The sequence below is a fragment of the Nocardioides sp. NBC_00163 genome (assembly GCF_045206295.1).
Classification (GTDB): Bacteria; Actinomycetota; Actinomycetes; order Propionibacteriales; family Nocardioidaceae; genus Nocardioides.
Map to the genome: position 1 here is coordinate 3,872,315 of NZ_CP108155.1, position 15,313 is coordinate 3,887,627.

The following is a 15,313-nucleotide window of genomic DNA, read 5'->3' on the forward strand; positions in this document are numbered from 1 at the left end:
CCGCCTCGTACCCTGAGGCCGTGACCCCTACCTGGACTGAGATCAGCACAATCGAGGAGCTCGTCGACCTGGTCGGCGTGCCGCACGAGCGGGCAGCGACCAAGGGGCGCCCGGCGCTCCTCGACATCGACAGGCAGTGGCTCGCCGCGACGCCGTTCTGCGTGCTCGCGACGTCGGACACCGCCGGCAACTGCGACGCCTCGCCCAAGGGGGACCCGGCCGGGTCGCTGGTGCACGTCATCGACGACAAGACGATCGCGATCGCGGAGCGGCCGGGCAACAAGCGGGTCGACGGCTACCGCAACGTACTGGCCAACCCGCACGTCGGGCTCAACTTCCTGATCCCGGGCCGCGGCGACACGCTGCGGATCAACGGCCGTGCCCGGCTGGTCTCGGACGCACCGTTCTTCGACGAGATGGTCGTGAAGGGCAAGAGGCCGATCCTCGCCCTGGTCGTCGACATCGACGACATCTTCTTCCACTGCGCGAAGGCGTTCCTGCGCTCGGGCCTGTGGGACCCGGAGACGTGGGACCCCGACCACCTCCCCAAGCGTGCGGTCATCGCCAAGCAGGTCGAGAACGACCCGCGTACGCTTGCCGAGATGGAGGACTACTACCGCACCGACACCTACTCGAAGTCCCTCTACTGATGTCCTACCCGTATCTGAAGGGACACGGCACGGAGAACGACTTCGTGCTGCTGCCCGACGTCGACGGGTCGGTGCACGGCGCCCTCTCGGACGAGGCGATGGCCGACCGGGTCCGGGCGCTGTGCGACCGCCGTGCCGGCATCGGCGGCGACGGGATCCTGCGGGTGATCCGGACCGCCGCCTACACCGGTGAGGACCGTCCGGTCAGCGACGCCGAGTGGTTCATGGACTACCGCAACGCCGACGGCACCCGGGCCGAGATGTGCGGCAACGGCACTCGGGTCTTCGCGGAGTATCTGCGCTCCGCCGGGCTCGCCGGCGACGAGGTCACCTTCGCGACCCGCGCGGGCGACAAGACCCTCCGGGCGTCCGGAGACGTCTGGACCGCCGACCTGGGCTCGCCGAAGCTGCTCGGGTCGACCCAGGTCACCGTCGCCCACCACTTCTGGTCGGCCTGCAACGTCGACATGGGCAACCCGCACGCCGCCGCCGAGGTCGACTCGATCGACCCACACGGTCCCGTCGGTGACCTCTACGACTCCCCGATCTTCGACGAGGCGGTCTATCCGCACGGAGTCAACGTGGAGTTCTTCGAACGCGTCGCCGAGCGTCACGTCGCGATGCGGGTCTTCGAGCGCGGCGCGGGGGAGACCCGCTCGTGTGGCACCGGAGCATGCGCGGTGATGGTCGCGGCCGCCGAGGCCGACGGTCTCGCGATCGCGCGCGATGCTGATGTGACGTACCGGGTCGATGTTCCTGGCGGCACGCTCCACGTCACCTGGACGACCGACGACCGGGTGCTGCTCACCGGGCCGGCGGTCCTGATCGCCGAAGGCACCACCGCGCTCTGACTGCGAGACGGTTAACGGGTATTCACCATCGTGAGGGTGGTCACGTCTATGGTGCTGCCCATGGAGTTGACTGATAGCACAGCGATCGTGACCGGTGCGGCCAGTGGGATCGGGGCGGCGACCGCCCGGGCGCTGGCGGCCAAGGGTGCGACGGTGATCGTCGCGGACATGCAGAAGGACAAGGGCGAGGCCCTGGCGGAGGAGATCAAGGGCCTGTTCGTGCCCGTCGATGTCACTGACACCGACCAGATCACCAACGCCGTGGAGAGGGCCGTGGAGATCGCGCCGCTGAAGGCGGTGGTCAACTCGGCCGGGATCGGCTGGGCGCAGCGCACCATCGGACGCGACGGCCAGATCGGCTCGGCGCACGACCTGGATGCGTACAAGAAGGTCATCGCGATCAACCTGATCGGCACCTTCGACATGTGCCGCCAGGCCGCGACCTACATCAGCCGCAACGAGCCCGACGCCAACGGGCAGCGTGGCGCGATCGTCAACCTCGCCAGCGTGGCGGCCTTCGACGGCCAGATCGGACAGGTGTCCTACTCCTCGTCCAAGGGCGGCGTCGTCGGCCTCACCCTCCCGCTCGCGCGCGACCTCGCCGCGGTCGGCATCCGCGTCAACACCGTCGCCCCGGGGCTGATCGACACCCCGATCTACGGCGAGGGCCCGGAGTCGGAGGCGTTCAAGGCCAAGCTCGGCGAGAGCGTGCTGTTCCCGCACCGGCTCGGTGAGCCGGCGGAGCTGGCCAGCATGGTCGTGGAGTGTCTGACCAACGACTACATGAACGGCGAGACGATCCGCGTCGACGGTGGCATCCGGATGCCACCGAAGTAACTGAAGGCAAGATGTACCCCGACGGCTGGCGCACCGCTAATGTGTGCGCCAGCCGCGGACAGTTTCAGACCGCTCCGCGGAATGTCGGAGCAAGGAGTTCGCATGTCCGATAAGGCGGACACCAGTACGTCGAAAGCGCTCGCGATCATCGAGTCCGACGAGCCCACGGGGCCGGCGGGAACGGGCGAGCCCCCGCGCGAGCCACGACTGACGCGGGAGACGATCGGGGTGATCGCCGGTGCGGCCGGCGTACTGGCCGTGTGCCTGATCGCGACCGCGCTGGTCGCCAACGGCAACGCGGACTCGACCGACGACCGGACCTGTCTCGGCCCGGAGATGACGGTCGCGGTGGCTCCCGAGGCGGCGACCGCAGTGGGCAACATCCTCGAGGACGCCGGCTGTGGCCAGATCGAGGTGGAGTCGGCGAAGGCCGACCAGGTCCTTGCGCCGCTGGCGCTCGACGGCGATCTCCCCGATGTGTGGATCCCCGACTCCTCGGTCTGGCTGGACCGGGTCGACCCGGCCGCCGAGCCGGTGACGCTGCGGGACTCGATGGCCTCCTCGCCGGTCGTGCTCGTCTCCGGCGACGGGCTCACCCGCACCTCGTACGCCGAGGCCTTCGCCGAGGACGACCTGCTGATGGGCGACCCTCAGCGGATGATGAGCGCTCTCGGCACGGCCGTCGCGAGCCGGGGGAAGCCCCAGAGCGAGGCCAAGCTGGAGCCGTTCGCAGAGCGGCTCGCCTCCGGCGAGGAGGGCGCCGGGCCGACCGACTCGGGACGCCTGGCCGAGCTGCAGACGGTCATGGGCGGAGTGACCGCGACCAGCGAGCAGCAGTGGTCGACGTACGCGCCGACGTTGAAGGCCAGTGCCCCGAAGGAGGGCACGGTGGTCCTCGACTACCCGGTCCTGATCACCGCGGACGCCTCGCGCCGAAACTCGATCGCCGCCTCGATCACCAGCTTCGCCAGGGTGCTCGACAGCGGTGCCACCGACACCGCGCTGACCCAGGCCGGGTTCCGCACCACCGGAGCCGGCAAACCGGCGCCCAACGTGGGCGCGTACACCCGCGTCGACTCGGCCGCGGTCGCGGAGACGGCCTCGGAGTGGAGCGCCAGGCTTCGGCCGACCCGGGCGATCGCGGTCATGGACGTCTCCGGCTCGATGGCGTGGCCGACCGCTCCCGACAGCGCCACCACCCGCCTCCAGCTCACCCAGGAGGCGGCCTCGGAGGCCGTCGATCTCCTTCCCGGCGGCGCCGCGATCGGGCTCTGGGCCTTCTCCGAGAAGACCGAGGGCACGCTGGGAGCCGACCACAAGGTGCTCGTCCCCACCCGTCAGCTGGCCTCGAAGAACCAGCGCGCGCAGCTGACCGAGGAGATCGCCGGTCTCACCGCGCGCACCGGCGGCGGCACATCCCTGCACGACACCGCCCTGGCGGCCTATCAGGCCGCGGTCGCCTCCTACGACCCGCTGGCCTCCAACGACGTGCTCCTCTTCACCGACGGCACCAACGACGACCCCGACTCGATCGACGTGGCCGAGCTCGTACGCCAGCTCGAGGCTGCCTCCGACCCACGGCGGCCGGTCCGCGTCCTGGGGATCGGGATCACCGCCGACGCCGACCTCGGTACGCTGCAGGCGATCGCCGATGCGACCGGCGGGGCCGCGTACGTCGCCGATCGGCCGGAGGACGTCGGGCAGGTCCTTCGAGAGGCGCTCGGGCAACGCTGAGACCGGCCCCGGATCGGGCTTGTGGATAAGCATTGTCCCCCGGGTGGTGCGGCGCCGTATCCTTGTTGGTATATGACGAACAACGCACACGATTTTTCACTCGCTGACGAGCTCGAGGCCACCGAGGACTGGGACGCGCTCGACGACAACCAAGAAATTGGGTACAGCGAGTCGGGTTATGCCGACGAGGATCCCGAAGACATCGACCCGACCGTCGGTGCCATGGAGCTCGCCGAGCGGCACGCGCTCAAGCGCGTCGCCAGCCTGCGCACCGAGCTCGAGGACATCACCGAGGTCGAATACCGCCAGCTTCGCCTGGAGCGAGTGGTGCTCGTGGGCGTGTGGGCCGGCGGCACCCAGACCGACGCCGAGAACTCCCTGGCCGAGCTCGCGCTCCTCGCCGAGACGGCCGGCTCGGAGGTGCTCGAGGCGATCTACCAGCGTCGCCAGGCGCCCGACCCCGCGACGTACATCGGACGCGGCAAGGTCGAGGCGCTCAAGGAGATCGTCGCCGCGACCGGCGCCGACACCGTGATCGCCGACGGCGAGCTGGCCCCGAGCCAGCTCAGGAACCTCGAGGACCGCACCGGGGTCAAGGTCGTCGACCGGACCGCGCTGATCCTCGACATCTTCGCCCAGCACGCCAAGTCCCGCGAGGGCCAGGCACAGGTCGAGCTCGCCCAGCTCAGCTACATGAAGCAGCGGCTTCGTGGTTGGGGTGGCAACCTGTCCCGCCAGGCCGGTGGCCGCGTCGCCGGTGGTGCCGGTATCGGTGGCCGTGGTCCCGGTGAGACCAAGATCGAGACCGACCGCCGCCGGATCAACACCAAGATCGCCAAGCTCAACCGTGAGCTGAAGGCGATGAAGGGCACCCGCGACACCAAGCGTGCCGACCGGAAGCGCCACCACATCCCGGCGGTCGCGATCGCCGGCTACACCAACGCCGGCAAGTCGTCGCTGCTCAACCGGCTCACCGGTGCCGGGGTGCTCGTCGAGGACGCGCTCTTCGCGACCCTGGACCCGACCACCCGCCGCACCACCACCGAGGACGGGCGGGTCTACACGATGTCCGACACCGTCGGTTTCGTGCGTCACCTGCCCCACCAGCTCGTCGAGGCCTTCCGCTCGACGCTGGAGGAGGTCGCCGACGCCGACCTGGTCGTGCACGTCGTCGACGGCTCCCACCCCGACCCCGAGGGTCAGCTGGCGGCGGTGCGTGAGGTCTTCGCCGAGATCGGTGCCAGCGAGGTGCCGGAGCTGGTCGTGATCAACAAGGCCGACATCTCCGACCCGCTGGTGATCGCCAGGCTGTTGCGCGCCGAACCTCACTCGGTCGCGGTCTCGGCCAAGACCGGCGAGGGCATCGACGCGGCCATCAAGGCCGTCGAGACCGACCTGCCGCGGCCGGGCGTCGAGTTCTCCGCGCTGGTTCCCTACGAGCGGGGTGACCTGGTCAACCGGATCCACCAGCACGGCGAGATCGACCACCTCGAGCACACCGCCGAAGGCACCGTCGTCAAGGGCCGCGCCAACGCGGACCTGGCCGGCGAGCTGGCTGCGTACACGAACTGAGCGCGGAGCGCGCACTCTGATCCGGCGTTTCGAGATTGGTGATGCCAGGATCGTCCCGCACACTTGGGACGATCAGTCTCGGAGAGGGCAGGGATGCGGACAGAGGTACGCCACGCGGCGCGCGCCACGATCGTGAGCGCGCTGGCTGGTGCTGTCCTGGTGGCCACGCTCGCGGGCTGTGGCAGCCAGGACGACGCCGCCCTCCCAGGGCAGAAGGCGAACCACGAGGCCGAGGTGACCCAGGACCTGTGCACCCGGCTGGCCGCCGAGTCGGTGACCCGCGCCTCCGTGGTGACCGGAGCAGGCGAGCGGGTCGTGGTGATCGGTGACTCCTGGGCCTCTGGCTTCGGGCTGGACGACCCCGGGCTCTCCTGGCCGCGCTATCTCGACGGCGAGGTGCGGGTCTCCGGCTTCGGCGGCACCGGCTACTCGCACGAGCTGATGGAGCGGTGCGGCCCGATCTCGTTCCCCGAGCGTGTCCCCGACGCGGTGGCGCAGGGGGCCGACCTGGTCGTGCTCGAAGGCGGCATCAACGACTCCAAGAGCGATCTCGACGACGTCGAGAAGGGCTTCCGGGCCACCCTGGACGAGCTGAAGGGCCATGAGGTGATCGTGCTCAGCGCGCCCAAGGTGAACTCCCGCGCCAAGGCCATCAGGGTCGTCAACAAGATGATGCGGCGGGTCTCGGCGGAGTACGGGGTGACGTACATCAACGTCTTCGACCTCGAACTGCCCATGCTCGCGGACAACACCCACCTGACGGTGGCGGGCCACATGCAGTTCGGGGAGATCGTCGCCCGCCGGATCGCGGAGAGCCGATCGGAGACTGTCCCCGCCCACGGCTAAAGTGGCCCGGGTGACCGTAACCGAGACCGCCTCCCAGACGCCCGTACGTGAAGCTTTGGCGGATGCGGTCGCGACCCTCGGCGGGGCCACCCGCGAGGGTCAGGTGCTGATGGCCGACGCGGTCGCCCAGGCCCTGGCCGACGAGGAGCACCTGCTGGTCGAGGCCGGCACCGGCACCGGGAAGTCGCTGGCCTACCTGGTCCCGTCGCTGCTCCACGACAGCCGGGTCGTGATCGCCACCGCGACCCTGGCGCTGCAGCACCAGCTCGTCGAGCGTGACCTGCCGCGCCTGGTCAAGGCGATCGGTTCGCGCCCCGGCATCGACGCGTCCTACGCCGTCCTCAAGGGCCGCTCCAACTATGCCTGTCTCCACCGGGTGCGCGAGGGCGCCCCCGACGACCAGGGCACCCTGGTCGACGTCCCGCTGGGCCCGATGGCGGAGAAGGTCCTCGAGCTTCGCGGCTGGGCCGAGAAGCAGGCGGAGAAGGGCGGCAGCGGCGAGCGCGACTCCGCGCCCCGCCACACCGACCGCGAGTGGCGCCAGGTCTCCGTCAACCACCGCGACTGCCTCGGCGCGGCCAAGTGCCCCTTCGGCGAGGAGTGCTTCGCCGAGGTCGCCAAGGACAAGGCCCAGAAGAGCCACCTGATCGTCACCAACCACTCCCTGCTCGCGATCGACGCGATCGAGGGCGTGCCGATGATCCCGGAGTACGACGCCGTCGTGATCGACGAGGCCCATGAGCTCGTCGCCCGGGTGACCCAGGCGGCGACCGACGAGCTGACCGCGGCCGAGGTGGAGCGGGCCGCCCGGCGGGCCCAGAAGCACATCGAGGGCTCCGAGGCCGATGACCTCGCCGATGCGTCCGACGCGTTGCGCGCGGCGATCAACGAGACCTCACCCGGCCGGCTGATCACGCTGCCCGAGGTCGTCTCGGACGCCCTGGTGCTGGTGCGCGATGCCGCTCGGTCCGCGATCTCCGCGCTGCCGAAGCCGAAGGACTCCGAGGGCGCCGACCCCGGCTTCCAACAGGCCAAGGGCGGCCTGCAGGAGGTCTTCACCACCGCCGAGCGGATGGCCGCCGCGTCGGAGCACGACGTGATCTGGCTCAACGAGGGCGGCGACCGGATCCCGCCCCGGCTCTGTGTCGCGCCGCTGCAGGTCTGGGCGCAGATGCGCGAGAAGCTGCTCACCGAGAAGACTGTCGTCTTCGCCTCGGCGACCCTCAAGCTCGGCGGCGACTTCGGCCCCGTGGCCGGATCCCTCGGGCTCAAGGCGGAGGAGCGCACCGCGGTGGGCGCCGCGGCGCAGCGTACCGATGACGTGCTGCCGTGGATCGGCCTAGATGTCGGCAGCCCGTTCGACTACGGCAAGCAGGGGATCCTCTACGTCGCCCGCCACCTGCCTCCTCCCGGGCGCGACGGCATGGGCGCCAAGACCCTCGACGAGATCGTCGACCTCGTCGACGCCGCCGACGGACGTACGCTCGGGCTCTTCTCGTCCCGTCGTGCCGCCGAGGCCGCCGCCGAGGTCGTGCGCCAGAAGCTGCCTCACCTGACCACGCTGGCCCAGGGCGACGCACAGCTGCCCGAACTCGCCGCGCAGTTCGTCGCCGACCCGCACACGGTGCTCTTCGGCACGCTGTCGCTGTGGCAGGGCCTCGACGTCCCCGGCGACACCTGCCAGCTCGTGATCATCGACCGGATCCCGTTCCCGCGGCCCGACGACCCGCTCATGTCGGCCCGGCAGCAGGCGGCCGACAAGGCCGGCGGCAACGGGTTCATGCAGGTCGCCGCCACCCATGCGGCGCTGCTGCTCGCGCAGGGCGCCGGCCGGCTGATCCGCACCACCACCGACCGTGGCGTCGTGGCCGTCCTGGATGCCCGCCTCGCCACCGCCCGCTACGGCGGATTCCTCAAGGCCAGCCTGCCGCCGATGTGGGCCACCACCGACCCCGACGTTGTACGAAAGGCCCTCAAGCGGCTCTCGGAGATGGCCTCGGCCTGACCGAAATGCACGCCGAGTCGGCTCGTCAAGACGAGCCGACTCGGCGTGGGTTGGGTCAGCGGTAGGTCTTCGCCCACCAGCGGTGGGTGGCCTTGTCGGGGGTCGCGACGCCGTGGCAGGAGAACGCGGTGCCCTGGCCACACTTGAAGTTGCTGCTCGCGTTGGCGAAGGTGACCTCGACCTTGCGGATCCGCTTCGAGGAGAAGCCCTCGATGGTCTTGGTGGCGATGCCCTTGCTGTTGGGCTTGAGGTAGTAGACGCCGCGGGTGCCGTCGGTGCGGAAGATGCTGACCACGGCGGCGTTGGCGCTGGGTCGGGCCAGGTCGACCTTCACCCGCAGCTTCCAGCCCTTGCCCACCTTCTTCGGGACCAGACGCTGCGAGGCGTAGGTGAGGTGCTTCAGCGTGAACTTGCCGTCGACGGTCTGTCGCTTGGCGGGCAGCGCGGTGCGGCCGTCGTAGACCGGCGCGTAGTAGGCGCCGCCCTCGCTGTAGGTCTTCGAGGGTGCCAGGTTGGCGGCGGCGAAGCGGGTGTACTGCGTCTTCAGGGTGGTGCCGCGGTCGGCGAGCGCCCGGCGGATGGCGAGGGTGGAGTAGGTCGACGGGGCTCGGTTCCAGATATCGAGGACCACGGCCGGCAGGCCACCCCGCTCCCTGGCGAAGCGCTCGGAGAGGTAGCGGAAGAAGATCCAGTTGCCGTAGATGCCGAGGTTGGAGGCGTAGGAGTTGTCCAGCGGCTTGCGCTGGTCCTCGAGCTGGCCGTAGCCCAGGTACTGCCGGTTGTCGTTGATGCTGTCGTAGACCTCGTCCTCGACCCAGGTCGCGGTGGACTCCATCATCCAGCGGTCCTCGCCGGCGTCGTAGGCGAACTGGACGGCGTGGAAGTATTCGTGAGCGGCGGTCACACGGAGGTTCTCGGTGGGCGTGTTGTACGAGCCGTACTCGCTGGTGGCGTAGTCGTTGTCCAGGACGCAGTAGGCCGTCGCGGCGGTCTTGGAGACCTTAGTCTCGGGCGCGCAGTAGCCGTAGTAGCCCTCGTCGTAGAGGTTCTCCAGGTAGATGTCGACCTTGCCCGGAGTGACCGCCTTGTCGGCGGCGGGCTTGCGGTAGCCCGCCTGCACGTAGAGGTTGTGGACCTTCGTGACCACGTCACGGACCTGGGTCGCGTACGTCGTCGAGGCGCGGTCGCCGCCCTTGCCTGGCGTGTAGTGGACGCAGACCGCGTCGCTGCAGGTCTGGGCCGCGGTGCGCGGGCGGGCGAGCAATTCCCGCGCGGCGGCCTTGTTGGAGCCGTCCAGGGCATCCTTGGCGTTCCACAGGTCGGTCAGCGCGATGGTCGCGTCGGGCCGGCCGGCGACGTGCCGCCCGGGCACGACCTGCCGGGTGCCGCGCACCGACTGGTTCCGCTTGACCTTCTTGGCCGCGGCGAGCGCCTCCCGGGCCGCCTTCTCCGTCACCGGCTGCTCGGCGCTGGTGTCACCGCCGGTCCTCACCGAGGTCGCCGGCGTCGAACCGGTTGCGGGCATGGTGGCGACGAACGTCGCGACGACCATGCCTGCGATCAAGACGAGGGATCGTTGTTTACGGTTGATCCGGCGGGCAATGTTTCGCATGAGATACCAGACGTTCGGGAAGACAGACCTGGGCAGTCTAAGCGCAGAGTGCCGCTGTGTCCGGCGGACACGGCCTAGGACATGGCCTAGACGGGCTGCGTGACGTGATGGAGCCTGTTGCTTCCGGTTGCGGTGGCGTACGACCTGGTCCAGGTGGCGGCAGTATTGGAGTCCTTGCGTTCGCCGATGACGTACCAGTCCATCTGGGCGCGGTTGCGGGTCACGTCGAGGACGGAGAAGCCGTGGTCGTCGAAGTTGAGGTAGCGGACGTGGCGGTTGGCGGTCCTGATGATGCTCTCGACCGTCAGGCTGACCGAACGGCGCGGCGCACCGAGGATGTCCTTGAGGTTGTTCGAGGTCACCGAGGTGGCGACGAACTCCACTCCGGCGGTCTTGCCGAGCGGGTAGACGGCGGAGTCGTACGGCAGGTCGCAGGCCCAACCTGAGTGGATGTCGCCGGTGACGAAGACGGTGTCGGTGATCGCGTTGTTGCGGATGTGCTCGAAGAGCTCGGTGCGGTCGGCGGTGTAGCCGTCCCACTGGTCCACGTTGTAGGCGATGCCGTTGTCGGGCAGCAGGCCGGTGACGTCGTTGACCGGGGTGATCAGGCTCTTCGGAAGCGCACCGAAGGTGACCGGCGCGATCATCACCGGGTTGCCGACGATCTTCCACTGAGCGTCGGTGAGCAGGCCGTCCTTGAGCCACTCCAGCTGCTCGTCGCCGGTGATCGTGCGGTCGGGGTCGTCGACGCCGGCGAGGTCGGTGCGGGCGACCTGCTGGGAGCGGTAGGAGCGCAGGTCGAGCATGCTCAGCTCGAGCAGGTTGCCGAAACGCAGCCGCCGGTAGATGCGGTCGTGGAGATGGCCGTCGGTCTCCACCGTCGCTGTGCCATCGACGCGCAGCGGCATCCACTCGTCGTAGGCCTGGTTGGCGTTGGTCTTGCGGTCGATCCAGTCGTACTCGCCGGGCTCGTTGTTCTCGGCGCCGAGCAGCCAGGCGTCGTTGGCCGACTCGTGGTCGTCCCAGGTGACGATCCAGGGCAGCCGGGCGTGGGCGGCGGAGAGGTCGACGTCGCGCTTGTACTGCGCGTGCCGGATCCGGTAGTCGGCCAGCGTGTGCATCTCGTGGGCCGGCTCGTGCGGCCGGACGTCCTCGTTGGCCATGCCGTAGCCGTACTCGCCGGGGCCGTACTCGTAGAGGTAGTCGCCCAGGTGGAGGATCGCGTGCAGGTCGTCGCGGGCGGCCAGGTGGCGGTAGGACGCGAACCAGCCGGCCTGCAGGTTGGAGCAGGAGACCACCCCGAAACGTACGTTCTCCGGGACCGCGTCCGCGGCCGGAGCGGTGCGGGTGCGGCCGACGCGGCTGGTCTGGCCGTTGTAGGTGAAGCGGTAGAAGTACCAGCTCTCCGGCGCCAGGCGGGTGACGTCGAGCTTCACGGTGTGGTCGCGGTCGGGACCCGTCTGCTGGGATCCCTTCGCGGTGACGCGGCCGAAGTCCGCGGTGGGCGAGACCTCCCAGCGGACCAGGACCTCCTCGCCCTGCCCGGACCCGGGAGTCGCGTCCGTCGTTGGCGTGACCCGGGTCCAGATGACCACGCGGTCCGGGAGCGGGTCGCCGGAGGCGACGCCGTGCTGGAAGTGGTTGAGCGAGCCGCTGGCGGCCTCGCCGGGCTCAGGGAGCGCGATGGCTCCCGCTCCCGCGGCGGTCGCCAGCCCGGCGGCGATGAGGGTGCGGCGGTCGATCTGCGTCTGGGTCACGCTGTAGGGAACGACGCAGCCGCCGGCCCTGTCATGGGCCGGCGGCTGGATTTCACGCAGTGTTCCCGGACTCGTTCCGGGAGGTGGCGCAGGACTCAGAGGCTGCGCAGGACCGCCGTCACCTTGCCGAGGATCGTCGCGTGGGTGCCGTCGATCGGCTCGTACGCAGCGTTGTGCGGCAGCAGCCAGACCTTGCCGTCCTTGCGGGAGAGCGTCTTGACGGTGGCCTCGCCGTCGATCAGCGCGGCCACGATCTCGCCGTTCTCGGCGGTCGGCTGCTGGCGCACGACCACGAAGTCGCCGTCGCAGATCGCCGCGTCGACCATCGAGTCACCGGAGACCGAGAGCAGGAAGAGATCGCCGTTGCCGACCAGCTGCTTGGGCAGCGGGAAGACGTCCTCGATGCTCTGCTGGCTCGAGGTCTCTTCGGCCAGGATCGGGCCACCGGCCGCGATCCGCCCGACCAGGGGGACCATGGCGGCGTCGGGGTTGGGGTTGATGTCGGCCTCGGCGGTGATCGTCGACTCGGGCTCCTCGCCGGACATGGCCTTGCGGTGGGCCATCACCTCCGGGAGGAAGACCTCGAGGGCGCGCGGTCGCTTCGGGTCCTTGCGGATCAGACCACGCTGCTCCAGCGCGCGGAGCTGGTGGGCGACGCTGCTGGTGCTGGTCAGCCCGACCGCGGCGCCGATCTCGCGCATGCTGGGCGGGTAGCCGCGCTGCTCGATGCTGTCGCGCAGGTGAGCGAGGATGCGCTGCTGACGCGGCGTGAGCCCGGTCGCGTCCGGCGGCCCGTCGGGCAGCTCGCGGACGCGGCTCTTCTTCGAACCGCCTGATCCGGTGCCTGTCTTCTGCGTGGTCATGTCACCACATTAGTCCCTCTGGCACCACGACATCAAACATTTGTTCGACCTCGTGGTCGGCGCGTGTCGGCGTTCGAAAATTCTTGGGGTCGCTACTTGCGTTGTTCGAACACGTGATCTACCTTCGAACATGTGCTCGATCGAACACGTGATCGAGAGACTGGTGATCAGGAGGCCGTGAGATGAGTGCAACAGTCTATGTGCTGCCCGTAGCCGAGCCACCGCGTCCGGCGCCGGAGGTGCGTCGCTCGACCGTGCGACTCACTCGTCGCGGACGAGTCGTCGTGTTCGCATTCGCGCTCGTCGTGCTCTTCGGGATCGCGCTGATCGGGGCGAAGGTGGCGTTCGCCGTGGAGAACGGTGCCGACAAAAGTCCCTCCTCCACCGCCCACGCGATGGTCGTCGGCGATGGCGACACGCTCTGGGACATCTCCTCGAAGGCCGTCGCCGGCACCGACTCCTCGATTCGGGAGATGGAGCAGAGGATCAAGGAGCTCAACAGTCTCGAGTCCTCGATGCTCGTGTCCGGACAGACGCTGATCGTTCCGACCGCGCCCTAGGCGCCGCACAGATGTCCGGCTGCTCCTTCGACCCTGGCGGCCGGCTACCGGGAAAAAGAGTGAGAGTGCTGCAGACGATGGGAAGCGTCTGCAGCACTCTCGCTGCGTCGGGTCAGTGGCGCCCGCGGTAGGGGCTGTCCGGCTCGGCCGGCGGCCACTGCTTGTTGCGAGTGCCGTGCCGCGGCGGCCACTCGTCGTCCGGTTCGACCGGCGGGTCCTGGGGCTGACGCTGGGAGGGCATCGCCTGGGTTGCGGCGGGGTCCTGGGTCAGTCGAGCCCGCGAGCCGGTCTGGCCGTAGCCGGTCGGGGTCTGGTAGGCGCCGGACTGATACTGCGGGGAGCCCGCCTGCTGAGTGGGGTAGCTGTCCGTGCCGTATCCCTGCGAGCCGTACCCCGGAGTGCTCTGCGGCGTCGACGTCGGTGTCGGCGGGCTCGAGTAGTAGGGCTGTGGGGTGGGCGGCGGGCTGGTCGGCGGCTGGTAGGACGATGCGCCGTAGGCGGCCCGGCTGCCGGTGTTGCCGTAGCCCTGATCGCTGCTGGGGTAGCCGTACGGCGACTGGGAGCCGGTGTCGGTGTAGGCCGAGCGGTTCGAGGTGTCGCCGTAGGGCGGCTGGCTCCCGGTGTCGGAGCTGTGCCGGCCGTAGCCGGTGTCGTCGTAGCCGTAGGAGCCGGTGCCGTAGTAGTCCTGCTCCGGGTAAGCCTGCTCAGGGTAGGCCTGGTCGGCGTAGGCCGGGGCCGAGTAGTCCTGCTCCTCGACGTAGGCGTTGGAGTGGCTTCCGGCGTAGTCGTCGGTGGGTGGCGTGGTGGGGGAGCCGGAGAAGGCCCGCCAGGCCTTCCCGGCGAAGGTGAAGGTCAGGAAGAGGCAGGCGACTGCAACGACCGCCGCGATGGCGAGCTTCGCCCAGGCGCCGGAATCGCCTCCCCGTGCGTCGGCCCCGAAACCGACGGCGACCCACACGAGCACTCCCCAGATGACGAGGAAGGCCAGTGTCGCGATCGCAGGCAAGATGAAAGGTGGCCGGGGACCGCTTCTGGGGCGCGTGCCTCTCCGCGACCCGACGCGATTTCCTCCGGAGATGTTTGTCACGGGGGTCATTCTTACTCATCCAGGCCAGTCCGTCGCCGCTGAACCGGAATCTTTCGGTGTTTGACCGGCGACACGCCGGGCACGCGGGTAAACCCGACGCTCGCTTGCATCGTCGTGGGGGCGGGCGTACGGTTACCACTACATCTAGTAGTTACACCGCTGTAGTTATCCACATCTAGTTCACATGAACGGGCGGATGGCCCACAGCGATGGGGGTGTTGTTCCACAGGGACTCACGCTCATATCCACAGGTTCCACAGGCTCGGGCCGCCAATGAGACGGCCTGGATCCACAGGTCTCACGAGAGGGGCTCTACCGTGCACTGTCCGTTCTGCCGACACAGCGACACCAAGGTGCTCGACTCCCGCGTGGCCGAGGACGGTGGCCAGATCCGGCGCCGCCGGGTCTGCCAGGAATGTGGGAAGCGGTTCACGACCGTCGAGCAGATGCAGCTGATGGTGGCCAAGCGCTCCGGCGCAGCGGAGCCGTTCAGCCGCGACAAGGCGGTGCACGGCGTACGCAAGGCATGCAAGGGCCGGCCGGTCACCGAGGACCAGCTCGCCTGCCTCGGCCAGGAGGTCGAGCAGGCGCTGCGCAGCCAGGGGCTGGCCGAGGTTCCCAGCAACGAGGTGGGGCTGGCGATCCTCGCGCCGCTGCGCGAGCTCGACGAGGTGGCGTACCTGCGCTTCGCGAGCGTCTACCGGGCCTTCGGGTCGGTGGAGGACTTCGAGCGTGAGATCCAGATGCTGCGTACGGAACGGGAAGTCCAGGACTTCGAGGCAGAACATCCGGTCGAGGCCCCAGTGGGCTCCGACTAGGTCCCACGGGACACATAGACCGGCCCGGGCAGGCCGTGGGGAAGCGACCTGCTCGGGCCAATCAACGGCACAGCCAGCGGAAACAGATAGAACAGAGCAAGGACTCCACCATCAGCACCGA

At 69.3% G+C, this 15,313-nt stretch carries 13 protein-coding genes; 9 read left to right on the forward strand and 4 right to left on the reverse strand.

What is annotated here, in order from left to right; translation table 11 throughout:
• The first annotated feature begins 20 nt into the window (after window positions 1–20).
• From OG801_RS18620 to OG801_RS18650, 7 genes are all read left to right on the forward strand, one after another.
• On the forward strand, window positions 21–650 hold the full coding sequence (locus OG801_RS18620; RefSeq protein WP_355019950.1) for a pyridoxamine 5'-phosphate oxidase family protein: 630 nt from the start codon (window positions 21–23) through the stop codon (window positions 648–650).
• Complete coding sequence (gene dapF, locus OG801_RS18625; RefSeq protein ID WP_355019949.1) at window positions 650–1,501, forward strand: diaminopimelate epimerase; 852 nt, start codon at window positions 650–652, stop codon at window positions 1,499–1,501. The genes OG801_RS18620 and dapF overlap by 1 nt, the downstream gene beginning before the upstream one ends.
• 60 nt (window positions 1,502–1,561) lie before the next feature.
• A complete protein-coding gene (locus OG801_RS18630; RefSeq protein ID WP_091051594.1) occupies window positions 1,562–2,338 on the forward strand; it encodes an SDR family NAD(P)-dependent oxidoreductase in 777 nt (258 codons plus the stop codon).
• Between the two features lie 102 nt (window positions 2,339–2,440).
• Window positions 2,441–4,072 (forward strand): VWA domain-containing protein, encoded by a 1,632-nt coding sequence (locus OG801_RS18635; protein WP_406030414.1) that lies wholly within the window; start codon window positions 2,441–2,443, stop codon window positions 4,070–4,072.
• Between the two features lie 72 nt (window positions 4,073–4,144).
• Complete coding sequence (hflX, locus tag OG801_RS18640) at window positions 4,145–5,644, forward strand: GTPase HflX (RefSeq protein WP_406030416.1); 1,500 nt, start codon at window positions 4,145–4,147, stop codon at window positions 5,642–5,644.
• A 93-nt stretch (window positions 5,645–5,737) separates the two neighbouring features.
• On the forward strand, window positions 5,738–6,490 hold the full coding sequence (locus OG801_RS18645) for an SGNH/GDSL hydrolase family protein (RefSeq protein WP_406030418.1): 753 nt from the start codon (window positions 5,738–5,740) through the stop codon (window positions 6,488–6,490).
• Window positions 6,491–6,500: 10 nt separating this feature from the next.
• On the forward strand, window positions 6,501–8,495 hold the full coding sequence (locus tag OG801_RS18650) for an ATP-dependent DNA helicase (RefSeq protein WP_406030420.1): 1,995 nt from the start codon (window positions 6,501–6,503) through the stop codon (window positions 8,493–8,495).
• Window positions 8,496–8,550: 55 nt separating this feature from the next.
• On the opposite strand, the gene OG801_RS18655 is transcribed toward OG801_RS18650, so the two are convergent.
• The 3 genes from OG801_RS18655 to lexA form a co-directional block, all read right to left on the reverse strand.
• A complete protein-coding gene (locus OG801_RS18655; RefSeq protein WP_406030422.1) occupies window positions 8,551–10,059 on the reverse strand; it encodes an MXAN_6640 family putative metalloprotease in 1,509 nt (502 codons plus the stop codon).
• Between the two features lie 134 nt (window positions 10,060–10,193).
• A complete protein-coding gene (locus OG801_RS18660) occupies window positions 10,194–11,864 on the reverse strand; it encodes an alkaline phosphatase D family protein (RefSeq protein WP_406030424.1) in 1,671 nt (556 codons plus the stop codon).
• A gap of 95 nt (window positions 11,865–11,959) precedes the next feature.
• Window positions 11,960–12,727, reverse strand: coding sequence for a transcriptional repressor LexA (gene lexA / locus OG801_RS18665; protein WP_160025424.1), 768 nt, complete (start codon window positions 12,725–12,727; stop codon window positions 11,960–11,962).
• A 182-nt stretch (window positions 12,728–12,909) separates the two neighbouring features.
• Between lexA and OG801_RS18670 the strand changes: the two genes are divergently transcribed.
• Complete coding sequence (locus OG801_RS18670) at window positions 12,910–13,287, forward strand: LysM peptidoglycan-binding domain-containing protein (protein WP_406030426.1); 378 nt, start codon at window positions 12,910–12,912, stop codon at window positions 13,285–13,287.
• A 112-nt stretch (window positions 13,288–13,399) separates the two neighbouring features.
• On the opposite strand, the gene OG801_RS18675 is transcribed toward OG801_RS18670, so the two are convergent.
• Window positions 13,400–14,293 carry a hypothetical protein gene (locus tag OG801_RS18675; protein ID WP_355019941.1) on the reverse strand — a complete coding sequence of 298 codons (894 nt, stop codon included), beginning with the start codon at window positions 14,291–14,293 and terminating at the stop codon, window positions 13,400–13,402.
• 398 nt (window positions 14,294–14,691) lie between these two features.
• Between OG801_RS18675 and nrdR the strand changes: the two genes are divergently transcribed.
• Entirely contained in the window at window positions 14,692–15,192 is a 501-nt protein-coding gene (nrdR, locus tag OG801_RS18680) for a transcriptional regulator NrdR (RefSeq protein ID WP_160025421.1), read from the forward strand.
• Window positions 15,193–15,313 lie beyond the last annotated feature (121 nt).

Bases quoted from the DNA above. Each gene is read 5' to 3' on its own strand.
- OG801_RS18630 (WP_091051594.1), top strand. From the start codon at position 1,562: ATGGAGTTGACTGATAGCACAGCGATCGTGACCGGTGCGGCCAGTGGG.
- hflX (WP_406030416.1), top strand. From the start codon at position 4,145: ATGACGAACAACGCACACGATTTTTCACTCGCTGACGAGCTCGAGGCC.
- lexA (WP_160025424.1), bottom strand. From the start codon at position 12,727: ATGACCACGCAGAAGACAGGCACCGGATCAGGCGGTTCGAAGAAGAGC.
- OG801_RS18670 (WP_406030426.1), top strand. From the start codon at position 12,910: ATGAGTGCAACAGTCTATGTGCTGCCCGTAGCCGAGCCACCGCGTCCG.
- OG801_RS18645 (WP_406030418.1), top strand. From the start codon at position 5,738: ATGCGGACAGAGGTACGCCACGCGGCGCGCGCCACGATCGTGAGCGCG.
- dapF (WP_355019949.1), top strand. From the start codon at position 650: ATGTCCTACCCGTATCTGAAGGGACACGGCACGGAGAACGACTTCGTG.
- OG801_RS18635 (WP_406030414.1), top strand. From the start codon at position 2,441: ATGTCCGATAAGGCGGACACCAGTACGTCGAAAGCGCTCGCGATCATC.